Origin of the sequence: Gordonia zhaorongruii, assembly GCF_007559005.1 — a bacterium.
GTDB lineage: Bacteria > Actinomycetota > Actinomycetes > Mycobacteriales > Mycobacteriaceae > Gordonia > Gordonia zhaorongruii.
The window spans coordinates 2,624,564-2,640,458 of record NZ_CP041763.1; the positions used below are offsets into that span (position 1 = coordinate 2,624,564).

At 66.6% G+C, this 15,895-nt stretch carries 14 protein-coding genes; 2 read left to right on the forward strand and 12 right to left on the reverse strand.

What is annotated here, in order from left to right; translation table 11 throughout:
- Positions 1–49: 49 nt before the first annotated feature.
- From FO044_RS12145 to FO044_RS12165, 5 genes are read right to left on the reverse strand one after another with little or no spacing between them, the layout of a single operon-like run.
- Positions 50–2,143, reverse strand: coding sequence for an acetyl/propionyl/methylcrotonyl-CoA carboxylase subunit alpha (locus FO044_RS12145; RefSeq protein ID WP_143965734.1), 2,094 nt, complete (start codon positions 2,141–2,143; stop codon positions 50–52).
- 11 nt (positions 2,144–2,154) lie between these two features.
- Positions 2,155–3,801: an acyl-CoA carboxylase subunit beta gene (locus FO044_RS12150; RefSeq protein WP_132992163.1), complete on the reverse strand. Its 1,647-nt coding sequence runs from the start codon at positions 3,799–3,801 to the stop codon at positions 2,155–2,157.
- The gene (locus FO044_RS12155; RefSeq protein ID WP_132992164.1) at positions 3,798–4,985 is read right to left on the reverse strand and encodes an acyl-CoA dehydrogenase family protein; all 1,188 of its coding nucleotides are present in this window, start codon (positions 4,983–4,985) and stop codon (positions 3,798–3,800) included. The genes FO044_RS12150 and FO044_RS12155 overlap by 4 nt, the downstream gene beginning before the upstream one ends.
- Positions 4,986–6,701: an acyclic terpene utilization AtuA family protein gene (locus FO044_RS12160; protein ID WP_143965735.1), complete on the reverse strand. Its 1,716-nt coding sequence runs from the start codon at positions 6,699–6,701 to the stop codon at positions 4,986–4,988.
- 2 nt (positions 6,702–6,703) lie between these two features.
- Positions 6,704–7,501, reverse strand: coding sequence for a TIGR03084 family metal-binding protein (locus FO044_RS12165; protein ID WP_132992166.1), 798 nt, complete (start codon positions 7,499–7,501; stop codon positions 6,704–6,706).
- Positions 7,502–7,619: 118 nt separating this feature from the next.
- Between FO044_RS12165 and FO044_RS12170 the strand changes: the two genes are divergently transcribed.
- Both FO044_RS12170 and FO044_RS12175 read left to right on the forward strand, forming a co-directional pair.
- Entirely contained in the window at positions 7,620–8,498 is an 879-nt protein-coding gene (locus tag FO044_RS12170; protein ID WP_132992167.1) for a PaaI family thioesterase, read from the forward strand.
- A 122-nt stretch (positions 8,499–8,620) separates the two neighbouring features.
- Positions 8,621–9,733, forward strand: a complete 1,113-nt coding sequence (locus FO044_RS12175; RefSeq protein WP_132992168.1) for an isochorismate synthase — start codon at positions 8,621–8,623, stop codon at positions 9,731–9,733.
- A gap of 58 nt (positions 9,734–9,791) precedes the next feature.
- Here the strand turns inward: FO044_RS12175 and FO044_RS12180 are convergent, their stop codons facing one another.
- From FO044_RS12180 to FO044_RS12210, 7 genes are read right to left on the reverse strand one after another with little or no spacing between them, the layout of a single operon-like run.
- Positions 9,792–11,084, reverse strand: a complete 1,293-nt coding sequence (locus FO044_RS12180) for a hypothetical protein (protein WP_132992169.1) — start codon at positions 11,082–11,084, stop codon at positions 9,792–9,794.
- On the reverse strand, positions 11,069–11,623 hold the full coding sequence (locus FO044_RS12185) for a nuclear transport factor 2 family protein (protein WP_132992170.1): 555 nt from the start codon (positions 11,621–11,623) through the stop codon (positions 11,069–11,071). Before FO044_RS12185 ends, FO044_RS12180 begins: the two co-directional genes overlap by 16 nt.
- 1 nt (position 11,624) lies before the next feature.
- Positions 11,625–11,816: a ferredoxin gene (locus FO044_RS12190; RefSeq protein WP_132992171.1), complete on the reverse strand. Its 192-nt coding sequence runs from the start codon at positions 11,814–11,816 to the stop codon at positions 11,625–11,627.
- A gap of 2 nt (positions 11,817–11,818) precedes the next feature.
- Positions 11,819–13,213 carry a cytochrome P450 gene (locus FO044_RS12195; RefSeq protein WP_143965736.1) on the reverse strand — a complete coding sequence of 465 codons (1,395 nt, stop codon included), beginning with the start codon at positions 13,211–13,213 and terminating at the stop codon, positions 11,819–11,821.
- A gap of 21 nt (positions 13,214–13,234) precedes the next feature.
- Entirely contained in the window at positions 13,235–14,032 is a 798-nt protein-coding gene (locus tag FO044_RS12200) for an SDR family oxidoreductase (RefSeq protein WP_132992173.1), read from the reverse strand.
- Positions 14,033–14,038: 6 nt separating this feature from the next.
- Positions 14,039–15,259: a cytochrome P450 gene (locus tag FO044_RS12205; RefSeq protein ID WP_132993330.1), complete on the reverse strand. Its 1,221-nt coding sequence runs from the start codon at positions 15,257–15,259 to the stop codon at positions 14,039–14,041.
- 26 nt (positions 15,260–15,285) lie between these two features.
- Positions 15,286–15,873, reverse strand: a complete 588-nt coding sequence (locus FO044_RS12210; RefSeq protein WP_132992174.1) for a TetR/AcrR family transcriptional regulator — start codon at positions 15,871–15,873, stop codon at positions 15,286–15,288.
- Positions 15,874–15,895: the final 22 nt, after the last annotated feature.

Sequence of the window (15,895 nt, forward strand, 5' to 3'; positions counted from 1 at the left end):
TCGTTCAGTGGCCAGCTGTTCGGTTTCCAGCTGTTCGGTTCTCGACTGTTCAGTTCTCCGCAGCGGCAGCAGTATCGGGATCGGAGATCACGGCGAGGACGTCGCCGACGGACACCTGCCTGCCCGCCTCGACGGCGAGGACTGTCACCACGCCGTCGGCCGGCGCGGAGACGGTGCGCTCCATCTTCATCGCCTCCAACCACAGGAGCGGTTGTCCCGCGTGCACGGCATCGCCCTCCGACACCGCGACGCGGATGACCGAACCGGGCATGGGTGCGAGCAGTGATCCCGGCCGCTCCTGGGCCGAAGGATCGACGAAGCGAGGTTCCCTGCGCAACGCGACCGATGCGCCGGGCCAGTCGACGTTCACCGAGTCTCCGGCCACAGTGATGCCGTACCGGCGGGTCACGCCGCCGGATACCAGCACCACCTCGTCGGCCGCCGCCGAGAGTGCCACGGTGCCAGGCAGGTCGGGAAGCTCGATCCCGTCCCGCAGGTACCGGTAGCGGGCGACGATCTCGTCACCGCTCGCAGTGGTGTACCGCTTGCACTGGTACCCGGACGTCAGGTTCCGCCAGCCGGAAGGCAGGGCGTGCAGCACACGTGCCGACGCGCGATTGGCGGCTGCAGCTGCCAGCGCCGCGGCGACTGCCGCCACCTGGGTGGCCGCGCCGTCGGCGAGCGGTGCCGACAACACCTCGAGGCCGACGGTCTCGAGGTACGCGGTGTCGGTGCGGCCCGACCGGAAGGTCTCGTCGTTCAGGGTGTTCACGAGCATGTCGCGGTTGGTCGCGAGGCCGTGGATCTTCGCATCCGACAACGCACGGGCGAGCATCGCAGCAGCACGGTCACGTGTCGGCGCCCAAGAGATCACCTTGGCGAGCATCGGGTCGTAGAAAGTGGAGACCTCGCTGCCGTCGGCGACACCGGAATCGACGCGCACGCCCGGATGGGCGAGCGGCCCGAAGTGCGCATCGGCGGGGAGGTCGATGATGCTCACCGTCCCCGACTGCGGCTGCCAGTCCTGCGCCGGGTCCTCGGCGTACAGGCGTGCCTCGATGGAGTGGCCACGCGTCACGGGTTCCTCGGAGGGCAGCCGCTCGCCCTCGGCGACCCGGATCTGCCACTCGACGAGATCCGTGCCCGTAGTCAACTCGGTCACCGGGTGCTCCACCTGCAGCCGCGTGTTGGTCTCCAGAAAGAAGAACCGTCCGTTCCCGGCGTCGCCGTAACCATCCGACCCGCTCACTACGTTCCCGGCGTCGCCGTACCCATCCGACCCGCTCACTACGTTCCCGGCGTCGCCGCCATCAGACGCGGCGAGGAACTCGACCGTCCCCGCACCCGTATAACCGATCGACTCCACCGCGGCTCGAGCCGCCGCGAACAGCCGCTCCCGCATGTCGCCGCCGATACGCTCCACCAAGGGTGCCGGGGCCTCCTCGATCACCTTCTGGTGCCTGCGCTGGATAGAGCACTCACGTTCGCCGACCGCCCACACCGTTCCGTGCTCGTCGGCCATCACCTGCACCTCGATGTGGTGCCCGGTCTCGATGTACGGCTCACAGAAGACGGTTGGATCGCCGAATGCCGAATCGGCTTCCCGCCGCGCGGCCGCAACCGCGTCAGGCAGACCACCGAGCTCGCGGACGATGCGCATCCCGCGCCCGCCGCCGCCCGCCGAGGCCTTGATGAGCAGGGGCAGGTCATCGACGGTCACCGTGTCCGGATCCATGTCCGCGAGCACCGGCACACCGGCCTCGGCCATCAGTTCCTTGGCGTTCACCTTCGATCCCATAGCGGTGATAGCCGCGGGCGGCGGACCGATCCACACCAGACCCGCATCCCCCACGGCCTGCGCGAACTCAGCGTTCTCCGACAGGAATCCGTAACCGGGATGGATCGCGTCGGCGCCTGCAGTCCGCGCCGCGGCGATGATCCGGTCCGCCCGCAGGTAGGTGTCGGCGGAGGTCGAGCCGGGAAGCGCCACCGCCGAATCGGCTGCATGCACATGCGGCGCATCCGCGTCCGGATCGGAGTAGACGGCCACGGTCGCCAACCCCATGGCCTTGCAGGTCGCGAAGACCCGACATGCGATCTCGCCGCGGTTGGCGACGAGTACCGACGTGATGTTGCTGCGCATTGCCACTGTCCTCACATCCGAAAGACGCCGAAGTTGCTGGTTCCCTCGACCGGGCCGGATGCGATCGCCGACAGCGCCTGGCCGAGGACTGTGCGGGTGTCTCGCGGGTCGATCACGCCGTCGTCGTACAGCATTCCGGACAGGAACGCCGGTACCGACTCCGCTTCGATCTGCGCCTCGATCATGGCGCGCATTCCGGCATCGGCTTCCTCATCGACGACGTCGCCCCGGGCCTCGGTCGCCGCGCGGGACACGATCGAGATGACACCGGCGAGTTGGGCGGCACCCATCACCGCCGATTTGGCACTGGGCCAGGCGAACAGGAACCGGGGGTCGTAGGCGCGGCCGCACATGCCGTAATGGCCGGCCCCGTAGCTGGCGCCCATCAGGATCGACAGGTGCGGGACCGTCGAGTTCGACACCGCGTTGATCATCATCGCGCCGTGCTTGATGATGCCGCCCTGCTCGTACTCCTTACCCACCATGTAGCCGGTCGTGTTGTGCAGGAACAGGAGCGGGGTATCACTGCGATTGGCGAGCTGAATGAATTGCGTGGCCTTCTGCGATTCCTCCGAGAACAGCACCCCTTGAGCGTTCGCGAGAATGCCCACCGGATACCCGTGGATCCGCGCCCATCCGGTGCACAGCGAACTGCCGTACTCCGGTTTGAACTCGTCGAAGTCGCTGTCGTCGACGACGCGGGCGATCACCTCACGGGGATCGAACGGCACCTTCAGATCACCGGGCACGACGCCGAGCAGATCCTCCGGGTCGTACCTCGGTTCGGCGGGTCCGGTCCCCTGTCCGCCTGTCGGCTGTCTACCTGTCCCCTGCCTATCTGTCGCCGTCGGCTCGGGTCCCTGCTTGCGCCAGTTCAATCGGGCGACGATGCGCCGGCCGATGCGCACCGCGTCCTGCTCGTCGGCCGCGAGATAATCCGCGAGTCCGGAGACCCGTGCATGCATCGCAGCGCCGCCGAGTTCCTCGTCGTCGCTCACCTCGCCGGTGGCCATCTTGACCAGCGGCGGGCCGCCCAGGAACACCTTGGACTGCTCGTCGATCATCACGACGTGATCGCTCATGCCCGGCACGTAGGCTCCGCCCGCAGTCGAGTTGCCGAACACCAGCGCGATGGTCGGTATCCCCGCAGCGGACAGTCGCGTGAGGTCGCGGAACATCCGTCCACCGGGGACGAACACCTCCTTCTGCGTCGGAAGGTCCGCACCTCCCGACTCCACGAGCGAGATCATCGGAAGACGGTTCTGCAGCGCGATGTCGTTGGCACGCAGAATCTTCCGCAACGTCCACGGATTGGAGGTGCCGCCCTTCACCGTCGGGTCGTTGGCGACGATCATGCATTCGACGCCCTCCACCACGCCGAGTCCGACCACTGCGGATGCCCCGACGGTGAACTGGGACCCGTAGGCCGCCAACGCGCACAGTTCCAGGAACGGCGAGTCCTCGTCGATCAACGTCTCGATGCGCTCGCGGGCGGTCATCTTGCCGCGCTTCCGGTGCCGTTCGACGTACTTCTCGCCGCCGCCTGCGAGCACCTTCCGGAACTCGACGTCGAGGTCGGCCAGCTTGGCGTTCATCGCCCCGGCGTTCGCGACGAACTCGTCGGACGACGTATCGATCCGGCTACGCAGAACAGTCATTGCTGATACCCCAATCGCTTCGCCGCCAGTCCGGTCAGAATCTCGGTGGTGCCGCCCCCGATACCCAGAATCCGCATGTCCCGGTACTGGCGCTCGACTTCGGACTCCCGCATGTAGCCCATTCCGCCGTGCAACTGCACGGCCTGGTTCGCCACCCATTCGCCTGCTTCGACGGCGGTGTTCTTGGCGAAGCAGATCTCGGCGATCATGTCGTCGCCGGAGCCGATACGGCGTTCGATGACGGCGCGGGTGTAGGTACGGGCCACATCGATCCGGCGTGCCATCTCGGTCACCGTGTCCTGTACTGACTGCCGCGCGATGAGCGGCTTCCCGAACGTCTCGCGGTCGCGTACCCAGGCCAGGGTCAGGTCGAGGCAGCGCTGTGCGCTCGCGTACGCCTGCACTGCGAGCGCCGCCCGCTCGGTGACGAAGGCCTGCGCGATCTGGGCGAACCCGGAGTTCTCCGCACCCACCAGGTTCGCGGCCGGTACGCGGGCCTCGACGAACGACAGTTCCGCAGTGTCCGAGCTGAGCCAGCCCATCTTGTCGAGTCGGCGGGTCACCTCGAAGCCTGGCGTCTCCTTCTCTATCACCAGCAGCGAGACGCCGCCCGCGCCCGGTCCGCCGGTACGCACCGCGGCCACGACGAAGTCGGCGCGAGCCGCCGAGGTGATGAAAGTCTTGGAACCGTTGACCACGTAGTTCTGGTCGCTCCCGCTTCCCTCGAGCGCATCGGCGCCTCGTCTCGCGGTCGTGCGCAGATGGCCCACGTCACTGCCACCGCCCGGCTCGGTGATGGCGAGGCTGCCGATCATGCGGCCCTGCAAGGTCGGCGTCACCCACCTGGCGATCTGGTCGGGATCGCCGGCTGCGATCAGGTGCGGCAACGCGATTCCGTTGGTGAACAACGACGCGAACACCCCGCCTGCGCCCCCGCGGTAGTGGAACTCCTCGGCGAGGATCGATCCGTCGATGAGGTCACCACCGGAACCGCCTATCTCCTCACTCACTCCGAGTCCGAAGAAGCCGAGCTCGGCAGCCGCGAGGTGGAGCTCACGCGGAATCAGTCCGGTGCGCTCCCATTCGTCCTGATATCCGAGGATATGGCGGTCGACGAACCCGCCGACCGACTCGCGCAGCGCGAGTCGCTCCGGCGAATCCCAGACGGCGCTTCCGATGGGCATCTAGACCTCCTGACTGACGGTGATGAATCGTTCGGGGACGTCGACGACGCGGGACCTCAGCCATTCGCCGAGCCCTTTCGCCTGTGGATCGAACCGGACGTTCTCGGCCACGCCGCGCCCCAGGACCTCTTCGATCACGAAGTTGACCGCCCTCAGGTTGGGAAGCCGATAACGGTGCACGGTCAGCTCGGCGATCTCCGGAAGCAACTGCTTCAGCCGATCGACGCTGAGAAACTGATCCAGCCAGGTGAACTCGTCGTCGCTCCGCGCCCATAGCCCGATGTTGGCGTTGCCGCCCTTGTCGCCGCTGCGTGCACCGATGATCTCGCCGATCGGGGCACGACGGGTTGGCCCCTGATCGACGACCGGCCCCGAATCCGGGACGCCCTCGTCGCGCCTCGGTTCAGTGCGCAGTGGCGACGGTCCGATCACGACCGAGACACCGTCTGATTGGGTCACGCGGTGCTCCACCTGGGCGGCGTCGACGTACGCGGGTTCGAAGACCCCGTACGGCGCACCGTTGCCGGGTGGGGCGGTCATCGTGAACCCGGGGTAGCTGGCCAGCGCGAGCTCCACGGCCGTGGCGCTGAACGCCCGACCGACGGTGTTCGCATCCCGGTCGCGCGCCACGCACCGCAGCAGGGCACTGGCCTGCTCCTCGGTGTCGGCATCGGACCGGTCGAGCCGGGACAGATCCCACACCAGTTCCGCAGGCTGTATCGGCAGCGCCGCCTCGAACTGCTCGCGGAACAGGTCGGCCTTCTCCTGAATATCCAGTCCGGTCAGCACGACGTCGATCTGATTCCGAGTGCCCGCAAGATGATTCAGCGACACCTTGAGATCCTTCGGCGGTGCTTCACCCCGTGCGCCGGTGATCGACACCCGATCCGGGCCCTGCTGGCCGAGTTCGATCGTGTTCAGCAGCGCGGTCGCGTCGGGGTTCAGATACCGCGGCCCCTGCACCTCGTACAGGAGCTGCGCACTGACGGTCCCGACGGTGACCGCACCGCCGGTCCCCTCGTGCTTGGTGATGACCGACGAACCGTCCGCGGCGACCTCTGCGATCGGGAAGCCGAGGCGTCCCATGGTGATGTCCCGGAAGAACGAGTAGTTGCCGCCGGTGGCCTGGGTGCCGCATTCGATGACATGACCGGCCACCACCCCGCCGGCGATGGCGTCCAGGTCGTGGTGCTCCCAGGAGAAGGCGGACGCCGCCGAACCGACGACGAGCGACGCATCGGTGACGCGACCGGTGACCACAACATCGGCTCCCCGATCCAGAGCTGCCTTGATCCCGAACCCGCCGAGGTAGGCGTTCGCGGTCAGCGGCGCGCCGAGGCCGAGTTCGGCCGCCCGCGGCTGGAGGTCGTCCCCGTTCACGAATGCGACTCGAGCGGCGACGCCGAGCGTGTCCGCCAACTCTCGCAGCGCGACAGCCAGTCCGTGCGGATTGAGGCCGCCCGCGTTGACGACCACCTTGACGTTCTTGTCGAGCGCGAGGCCGAGACTTCCCTCCATCTGCCGCAGGAAGGTCTTGGCGTACCCGCGGCTACGATCCTTCATCCGGTCCCTGCCGAGGATGAGCATGGTGAGTTCGGCGAGGTAATCGCCGGTCAGGTAATCGAGCTCACCGCCGGTGAGCATCTCCTCAACGGCCGAGAAGCGGTCGCCGTAGAAGCCCGACGCGTTGCCGATGCGGACCGGAGTCGGTGTCATCTTCAGCTGCCTTCCGGTCGGGAGGGGGCCCGTCCTGCGCCGGGCGGGCCGGCGAACACCTGCGCGATGCCGGCCCATGCCTGTGCTCGACCGCCGGTGAACTCGAGATCGAGGTCGCTGAGATGCCGTCTCTGCGTGACTAGTTCGCAGAAATCGAGCGCCGGGCCCCGGATGACATCCGCCGCGCCGTCCGGTCCCCACGTCCATGTCTCACCGGATGGGGCGGTGAGTTCGTAGCGGAACGGTTCGGCAGGCGGGGTGAGCCCGTTGACCTGGTACGCGAAATCGCGAGTGCGCACCCCGAGGTGCGCCACGTTTCGTAGGCGATCCGTCGGTTCGCGACGGACGCCGAGTCCGTCTGCGACGTCGAGCCCGTGCGCCCACGTCTCCATGATCCGGGCCGTCGCCATCGACGCAGCCGACATCGGGGGACCGAACCACGGGATCTTGTCGCCATCGGGAACTGCCACCAGAGTCTGAGCGAGTTCGGTGCGAATGGAACGCCATGCGGCGAGGAGGTCCGCCGGACGCCGTGCCGCTTCGGCTACCGCACCCGCGTCGACGTAACCGCCGGTGTCCCCCGCCGCTTCCGACTGGATCGCGGCGAAGCCATCCGGGTTCGTCGCCGCCATCAGCGACATCCGGTCGGTCCACAGCAGATGCCCGATCTGGTGCGCGACCGTCCACCGAGGTGCGGGTGTGGACATCGCCCAGCCGTCGTCATCCAGGGTCGCTACCAATCGGTCCAACTCACCTGACTCGTCTTCGAGGTCCTTCACCAGCGACACCACAATCGACATATGCCGAGGGTCACACCGATCGCTGAATAAATCAAGCATGCTTGATTGTTTAGCTGTTCGCCGCCCTTCTGAAGGGACGTTCTGCAGCTCACAACGACGCCACTGATAGACACGACGCATGACGTCTGCATTCACCGACCCGTTCGGCGCGTTCGCCGTCGGCCGGGAGACCGACAGTCCCGACGATGTGATGACCCAGGCGCTCGGACCGCGACTCTCGGACCACCGGGGACTCATCGAGTTACCCGCACTGGCGGTGCTGTTCGATGATCTCGGCGGACTCCCGTTCTTCGTTCAGGATCCGGACAGCTCGTCCATGCAGGCACGACTCGCCATGTCGATGCTCGAGCGTCCGGCGATCGACGAGCGGCTCGAGGCAACCGCGGCACTGAAGATGTCGTCACCCGGCTACGGCACGACCGCCGTCGACATCACCGGCAATGCGGGCCGGATGCTGTGCACCGGGCTGGCCCGCAATGTACGGGTCGGGCGCGCGCTGGTCGCCGACGTCGACGGTCACCTGCTGCCGATTCCGTCGACTCCAGATGACATGCCCGCGGTCAACGCACCGCGCAACGACCTCAGCGGTCACGAGGTGATCGAGACGATCACCTCGGGCGAGCACCCGATCGGCCCGATCGCAGACCTCCTCGGCGCCGCGAGCATCGAGTTCGACGATTCCGGCCTGACCGTGGAGTTCACGACGTCGGCGTGGATGGGAAACATCATGGGGACGATGCACGGCGGCGTCATCGCCGCCATAGCCGCCCAAGCATGCTCGTTCGCCGCCCAGTCTCAGATGCGGCCGAATGCCGACTACCAGATCGTCGACTTCTCCATCGCCTTCCTGCGGTCCCCGGCCGTCGACGGCCGCACGCTGCGCGCACGCGCCAATCCGGTGAAGCTCGGCAAGCGTCTGTCGATCTTCGACGCCGAGCTCGTCGACGGCGACACGGTCCTCGCCCGCGCGACCGCCGATGTGCGCTTCGACGTCTGATCTTCCGCTTGGGCGGATTTCGACACGCAGCTTGGGCCGGCGCCTGCGTTGCGACTCAACCGTCGAGGCAGTCGCTCCACTCACCCACTAGCCGCCATTTCAATTAGGGTAGGCTTCCCTTTATGGATCTGACCGTCACCGAAGGGGCCACCGACGAGATCGGCGCATTGACGGCGATCGCACCCATGACCTGGCGTTCGTCGGCGGCAACGGTGACCTCACTGGCGCAGACGGGCCCGGGCCCGGCAGCCGCCGCCGCACCCGACTTCGCGCGAGCCATGAGCGACGCCGCCCGCAGCGCTGCGCACGGCCGGGCCTTCGCAGCGCTGCCCTTCGACCGGAGCCGCGCCTGCGCCATCACGATTCCCACCGCAGACGACGACCCCGTCGGCGCCGGCGATGTCCCGCCCTTCCTGGACGGAGGCAGGTCATCTGCCGGCGCTTACCGGGACGGAGTGCGTCTGGCACTGGATCGCTTCACGACGGAGGATCTCCAGAAGGTCGTCCTCGCCCGCTACCGCGACTTGATCTCGCCAGATCCCTGCGAACCCCTCGCGATCGCCGCACGGCTGGTCAGCGGAAACCCGCTCGCCCACGTTTTCGCGATTCCGGTCGGGCCGGGAAAGCACTTGGTCGGCGCAAGCCCCGAACTCCTCATCGCGAAGTCCGGCAACACGATCCGCTCGCATCCACTCGCCGGATCGGCCCACAGGCATGCGGACTCGAGCACCGACGCGCGGACAGCCGATGCGCTCATCGAGTCCGAGAAGGACCGACGAGAACACGCCTACGTCGTCGAAGCGATCTGCGACCTCCTGGCACCGTATTGCTCACGCCTCGCGGCACCCGATCCGAGCCTGCTCGCCACCGATTCCATGTGGCATCTGGGCACCGAGATCACTGCAGAACTGCGTGATCCCGATACGCCGGTCGCCCAACTCGCCGCGCTGCTGCATCCGACCCCCGCCGTCTGCGGTACGCCGCGTGCGGCTGCCTACCGAATGATCGACGACGTCGAGCATTTCGACCGCGGATTCTTCGCGGGCGCTGCCGGCTGGATGGACGAGGCGGGTGACGGCGAATGGGTTGTCAGCATCCGCTGCGGCGAGGTCGGCACGAACCGCATCCGCGCCTACGCCGGTGCGGGAATCGTCGCCGGGTCGGATCCGGATGCCGAACTCGCCGAGACCGAAGGAAAGCTGTCGACCTTCCTCGCCGCGGTCGCACTCCGCTGACCTGACGACGCAGGCAGGACGACACGGGCCGGATGGCACGCCGCCCGAGGCGCGAGGTCTACACCACGTGCAACGGCAACGGCCGCGACGGACCGCGGTCGGCGAAGGTGAAATCGGTGCCGGCCGAGAACCGCACGATCGCCACCTCGCTGCTCTCTCGCTGAGGCTCGCCGCGCGCGATACTGACGACGGACTCCTGGTGACCGTCGACGTCGATCTCCGCGGACTCCCCCACCACCCATGTGGGGTCGACGGCCCTCGCCGCCGCTTGTAGCGCGCCGGTGCGGCCCGATACCAGCAAGCGCATCCAGCCGCCGTCTTCCAATGCCGGGGACGAATGCGCGATGTGCACCTCGACTGTCTCGTCGTCGACTGCTTCGGCCCGCATCCCGGTGTACTGGGATGGCCCGAACACCGGGTTCAGGTTCAGCACGTCCACGAGAGTCCGCGCATCCGAACTGCTCTCGAACCCAGCCGTGAGGATCCGTTCGGACGCGATGCCTGCGATGCCGATCAGCTGCTTGTCGAAGATGTCGTCCACTGTCGCCTCGTCCGCGGTCTTACGCGAGACCGCGTCGAGGAAGCCCAACGCGAGCAGCTGATGCTGCAGCGTGACCTCCTCGAGGATGCGGACCAACGCCGACGTCGACCACTCGCCGAACACCAGGTCGGCCATGAGCGGACCACGGTAGTCGACCAGGCCGTCAGACGCGCCGGGGTCGATCGGTGTCAGCTCCACACCCGCGGCCCGCGTGGCCATGATCGGCTTCGTCACCTCCGGAAGCGGAAGCTCCTCACGGTCGGGTTCGATCGTGACCAACCACTCGCAGTGCGGCGCGCGGTCCGCAGGCACGCGCGGCGGCCGATGCACCGGACGGATCCGGGCACGCCGATTGGTGGCGATGGCCGTCGCATCGAACGTCGGGTCCTCGATCGTGTGGCACATCGCGGTCACGTACTCCTCGCCCATCGGCTCGACGTCGAGCAGCGCGCCGCAATGGTCGAGGACGAACGCACCGTGATGCTCATCGTCGATTCGGTACCGGAAATCCATGAACTGAGGGGGCGCGCCGATGTCGAGTTGAAGGCACTTGAACATGTCCTCGACGCCGTCCCCGTCGATCCCCAGCGCCGCCCGAATACGGCCCGTGTAGACCGGGCTCGCCGCCATCCACTCCTCGATGGCGACATCGGTCATCCCCTCGCGGCCGAACGCCGCGATCAAATGCGCCATGCCGCTGCGGTCGATGAGCTGCCCGGTCAACAGCAACTCGGGAACGAGCGTCGCTAGCTGCTCGTGCGTCAGTGTGTGCAGTGCGCGAGTGCGACCTGCACTCACGGCGTGTCCCATAAACCGACCGGCGCCTCGCCCAGCGGGTACCAGCCGGGCAGGTTCCCGGGCGCCGACTTCTCGATGCGCTCGAGCATCGCGTCACTGCAGGCCTTGTCGGTGAGCATCTCGAGGTAGAGCGATGAGACGTTGCCGAAATCGAAGAAGTCTCGCTGCCAATTGAATTGGAAGTCCCCGGCGTACTTGAACCAGCTGCCACCCAGACCGTGCACCGCGTAGTTGGTGCCGTCCGCCCGCGTCGCCTCATTGACCTGGCGCCAGAACCCGATCATGTCACCGGTCTGCTCGTCGATCACCCAGGTCTGGTACGGGTACTCCCACCCTTCGAGACCCTCCATCTCCTGACCGAGCGCGATCTCCCGGATCTCGTCACGGCCGACCGCCATGAAGTCCTTCTTCGGCCCGTAGTTCCAGCCGTATGTGGCGTCTTCGGTGTAGAAGTCGGCGAGTGGTCGCCAGTCGCCGGCTTTCTCGGCTGCGATGTTGGCATCGAGCCACCGGGTCTTCATCTCTTCCAGTTCACTGCGGTCGAACGACATGTCACTCCTCGATAATCTTCAGGGCTTGGGTAGGGCAATAGCGCACAGCCGCCTCACATTCGGCGCGGTGCGATTCGTCAGGATGCTCGTCGAGCACCTCGACACGATCCCGGCCGGCTTCGAACACGTCCGGTGCTTCCAGTTCGCACATCCCGTGCCCCTGGCACAGGTCCAGATCGACGACGACGCGCATGATCAGCGCTCCCGGCCAGAATCAGAATCAGAATCGGCCCGCTCGCTTCGCTCCCGGCGCCGGTACGCAACCCGGCACGGCTGCTGAAGCTGGACGACCATCTTGGAATGATCGTTGCGGTAGGTCTCCGGGTCCTGCACCAACGAGAATTCGTAATTGCGCAGCAGCACGGAGAAGATCGCCTTGAGCTGCATCATCGCGAACTGCGCGCCGACGCAGCGGTGCCGGCCGGCTCCGAACGGGATCCACGTCCAACGATTCACCAGGTCTTCCTGGCGTTCCTCGTCGTATCGGTCCGGATCGAAAACGTCCGGATCCGGAAAGTCCTCGGGCAACCGATTCGAGACCGCGGGCGACACGGCTATCGACTGTCCCTTGCTCACCGTGACCCCGCCGACCTCGAAATCCTCCTGGACCACACGCATCAGAATGATCAACGGAGGGTGCAACCGCAACGCTTCCTTGAGCGCCCCTTCGAGCTTCGGGATCTGACGCATCGCGGCGAAGCTGTACTCGGTTCCATCCGAATACAGCTCGTCGAGTTCCTCCCGAACGTCAGCCAGGTAGCCGGGGTTCTTGAGTAGTTCGATCAGTGTCCAGGCCGCGGTGCCCGACGTCGTGTGATGACCCGCGAACATCATCGAGATGAAGATCCCGGTCACGGTATCGGCGTCGAACCGGAGGTTGCCCTCGTCGTCCTTCACCGACACGAGGACGTCCATGAGGTCCTTCTCGTCACCCTCGCCCGGGGGGTTCGCGGTCCGGTTCTCCAGGACCGTGCCGATGAACTCGACGAGTTCGGCCCGTGCGGCATCGCGTCGCCGGAAGCTCTCGATGTCGGCGTGCATGTCCACGTAGGCGATCGGGTCGGTGCCCTTCTCCAGTTCGTGGTACAGGTGCGCGATACGGCCGTCGAGTTCATCGCGGAACTTCCCACCGATCAGGCACGACGACGACGTGTACAGCGTCAACTCTGCGAAGAACTCGAGCAGATCGATCTCGCCCTCGTCGCCCCAGTCGGCGATGATCCGCTCCACCTCGTTCGGGATGGTCACGGCGTGGTTCTTCATGTGGGCGCCCTTGAGCGACTGATTGTGAAGCATCTCCGACCGCCGTTCCGGGCTGGAGTCGAAGACCACACCCTCACCGAAGATCGGCGTCATGAACGGATACGCGGCACCCTGGTCGAGGACCTCGTCCGGAGCACGGAAGAACTCCTCGTTCGCGGCCGCGCCGCTCACCAGTACGACGTCGCGGTCGGCGAGCTGGAAGTATCCGACGTCGCCGCATTCTTCGCGCACTCGTTTGAACAGGGCGATCGGGTCGGTCGCGAGTTCGTCGAGGTGGCCGTGTTCGCCGGTGCCGCCGGACACCCTTGTGGAAGCTACTGCAGTCATGCCGATTCTCCTTCGGACAGTTCAAGATTCGGTCGTAGCGGATTCAGTCGAGGTGAGTTTCCCTTCAGCCTCGACGTCCACCGCTTTCATATGGGCGCCCGGCGGCAGGGTCACCATGGACACCACCGCGTGCGCGAGATTCTCCGGGCTGAGGAAATGACCGTGGCGCGCCAGCCCGAAAGCGATCCAGTCGTTCAGCATCGCGTCGGTCGCCGCTTGGTCGAGGTTCATGCCCATTCCGGTGAGCGTCTGCCCGGGACGAACCAGGCCTGCGCGGACTCCTGTCCCCTCGAGTTCCATGTGAGCGGTGGTGACGAGGCCTTCGACGCCGTACTTGGCAGCCACGTACGCCGACGACCACGGTCGCGGATGGGAGACGACGTCGGAGCTGATGAACACGAAATCGCCTCGACGACGCTCGATCATCGCGGGCACCGCCGCCCGGTACAGCCGGTAGGCGCCCACGAGGTGCACATCGATCTGCGCAGCCCACTCATCCACCGGCATCTCATGAGCCCTGCCGATCTGCAGGTCACCCGCACCGGAGACGACGATCTCGATGTCCCCGAGCGCCTGCTGCGCGGACTCGACAGCGGCGACGACCGAGTCGTTCGACGTCACATCGAGTTCCACGGCGACCGCTTCGCCACCATCGCGGACGATCTCCTCGGCGATCCCCGAACAGCGGTCCAGTCGCCGGGCACCGAGTGCGACCGGGTGGCCGAGTGCCGCCAGCGTGCGTGCGGTGGCCTCGCCGATTCCCGACGACGCGCCGGCGATCAGCACCGGACGCCGTTCGGGATGGTCCTGGAATCGCATGCGAGATCACCGACCCTTCACGGTCATCGGAAGCGATGCGAAACCGCGCACGTTGACCGAGTGCACGCGTTCGGAACGCTGCACGTCGACGTCGAACTCACTGACCGTGCGGACGATCTCAGCGAGGCCCAGTTCGGTCTCCAACCGGGCGAGGTGGGCACCGAGACAGAAGTGCGTGCCCACGCCGAAGCTCATGATGGTGCGCGCGCTGTCGCGGCCGATGCGGTACTCGTCGGCGTCAGGCCCGAATACCTCCTGGTCGCGGTTTGCCGACCCGATGAGCAACAGGACGCGATCTCCCGCTGGGATCACCCGGCCGCCGTACTCGGCGTCCTCTACGACGCGACGCAGCAGCATCTGGGTAGACGTGTCGTAGCGAAGCGTCTCCTGCACCCAGGGTGCGACTGCGTCGACGGCGTCGTCCTGCGATGTCGCCGCCGAGATGATCGGCGCGATCTGGTCGGGGCTCTGCGCGCCCCAGAAGACGGAGTTCGCCAGCAGCTTGGTGGTCGTCTCGTTGCCCGCGACGACCATCAGCATCATGAAACCGATGATCTCCTCGTCCGACAGCGCCGAACTCCGACCGTCGTCGACGAGTTCGGCGACGGTGAGCGCCGAGACGAGATCGTCTCCGGGATTCTTCCGCCGCTCAGCCAGCAGCGCCGTGTAGTACTGATGCAGTTCCAGATATGCGTACATGGCTGCTTCCGGGACGTCGGTGACGCCCTCTTCCCGATGGATCAGCAGATCCGACTGGGTACGGAGGTACGCACGGTCGTTCGGCCCGACGCCGAGGAGCTCGGAGACCACGTCCATCGGAAGCAGGCCCGCGAAATCTGCGACGAAGTCGAACTCGCCCATCTCCAGGCATCGCGACCAGTGCTGCGCCGTCAGTTCGGCGATCCGCGGCGCGAGTTCGTTCACGCGACGAGGAGTGAACCCCTTCGAGACGAGCTTGCGCAGTCGCATATGACGTGGGTCGTCCATCGCGAGAAACGACATCGACTTCTCCGCCTGCGGGCTGTAAGCAGTGGGGTCCAGCGACACGCCCCAGCTGTTGGACAGCCGGGTGCTGTCACGGAACGCGTCGGCGACGTCCTCGTGACGCGCGAGCGCCCAGAAATCCCCGTCGGGGCTCCGGTACACGGGAGCTTCGGCGCGAAGCCGCGCGTACATGGGGTACGGGTCCTCGTGAAAGTCGTAGTCGTACGGAGCGAACGGGATCATTCCGTGCAATCCGGAGTCGGTGGAGGTCACTTCTGCGGTCCCATCAGTAGTTCGGCTGCGGCGACGAGCCGCTCGGAGGTGTCCTCGTAGGTGAGGTGACCCATGCCCGCGGTGACGAGTCCGCCCGCGTAGAGCATCTGCAGTGCGTCGACGATCCGCTCCGGATCGTCGACATCGTCACCGACTGCGGCGGCGAGACGCTGATGGATGAAGCCGCCGATACGCAGCCGCAGATGCTCGGATTCGGGGTCGTCGCCCAAGAGCGCCACGGTGACCGCGCCACCGAGCTGCCCTTCCCCCGCGACGACCATCGATACCCCGCGCAGCACCTGCGCGACACGCTCATGCGCCGACTGCGCAGGATCCGGCTCGGGGACACCGACCGCCAGCCGACGCCAGAAGACCTCGGCGACGAGATGCCCCTTGGAGCTGAAGTACGTGTATGCCGTGGCGGGCGCGACCCCCGCTCGCTTGGCGACGTCACGCACCGACAGCCGGTCGAAGCCCTCGGCCGACACGATCTCGACGGCCGCTTCGGTCATTCGGACGATCTTCTCAGCCTGCTGCGGGTTCAGCCGGCGTCGCGTGGATTCGATCTCGACGGGGGTGGACATGTGAGGCACGCTACATTAGGTT

Excerpts from the sequence above, each read along its gene's own strand:
- FO044_RS12190 (WP_132992171.1), bottom strand. The coding sequence starts at position 11,816 with ATGCGCGTCGTCGTCGATCTGGACCTGTGCCAGGGGCACGGGATGTGC.
- FO044_RS12160 (WP_143965735.1), bottom strand. The coding sequence starts at position 6,701 with ATGACACCGACTCCGGTCCGCATCGGCAACGCGTCGGGCTTCTACGGC.
- FO044_RS12145 (WP_143965734.1), bottom strand. The coding sequence starts at position 2,143 with ATGCGCAGCAACATCACGTCGGTACTCGTCGCCAACCGCGGCGAGATC.
- FO044_RS12165 (WP_132992166.1), bottom strand. The coding sequence starts at position 7,501 with ATGTCGATTGTGGTGTCGCTGGTGAAGGACCTCGAAGACGAGTCAGGT.
- FO044_RS12150 (WP_132992163.1), bottom strand. The coding sequence starts at position 3,801 with ATGACTGTTCTGCGTAGCCGGATCGATACGTCGTCCGACGAGTTCGTC.
- FO044_RS12175 (WP_132992168.1), top strand. The coding sequence starts at position 8,621 with ATGGATCTGACCGTCACCGAAGGGGCCACCGACGAGATCGGCGCATTG.
- FO044_RS12185 (WP_132992170.1), bottom strand. The coding sequence starts at position 11,623 with ATGTCGTTCGACCGCAGTGAACTGGAAGAGATGAAGACCCGGTGGCTC.
- FO044_RS12170 (WP_132992167.1), top strand. The coding sequence starts at position 7,620 with ATGACGTCTGCATTCACCGACCCGTTCGGCGCGTTCGCCGTCGGCCGG.
- FO044_RS12155 (WP_132992164.1), bottom strand. The coding sequence starts at position 4,985 with ATGCCCATCGGAAGCGCCGTCTGGGATTCGCCGGAGCGACTCGCGCTG.
- FO044_RS12210 (WP_132992174.1), bottom strand. The coding sequence starts at position 15,873 with ATGTCCACCCCCGTCGAGATCGAATCCACGCGACGCCGGCTGAACCCG.
- FO044_RS12205 (WP_132993330.1), bottom strand. The coding sequence starts at position 15,259 with ATGATCCCGTTCGCTCCGTACGACTACGACTTTCACGAGGACCCGTAC.
- FO044_RS12195 (WP_143965736.1), bottom strand. The coding sequence starts at position 13,213 with ATGACTGCAGTAGCTTCCACAAGGGTGTCCGGCGGCACCGGCGAACAC.
- FO044_RS12180 (WP_132992169.1), bottom strand. The coding sequence starts at position 11,084 with ATGGGACACGCCGTGAGTGCAGGTCGCACTCGCGCACTGCACACACTG.
- FO044_RS12200 (WP_132992173.1), bottom strand. The coding sequence starts at position 14,032 with ATGCGATTCCAGGACCATCCCGAACGGCGTCCGGTGCTGATCGCCGGC.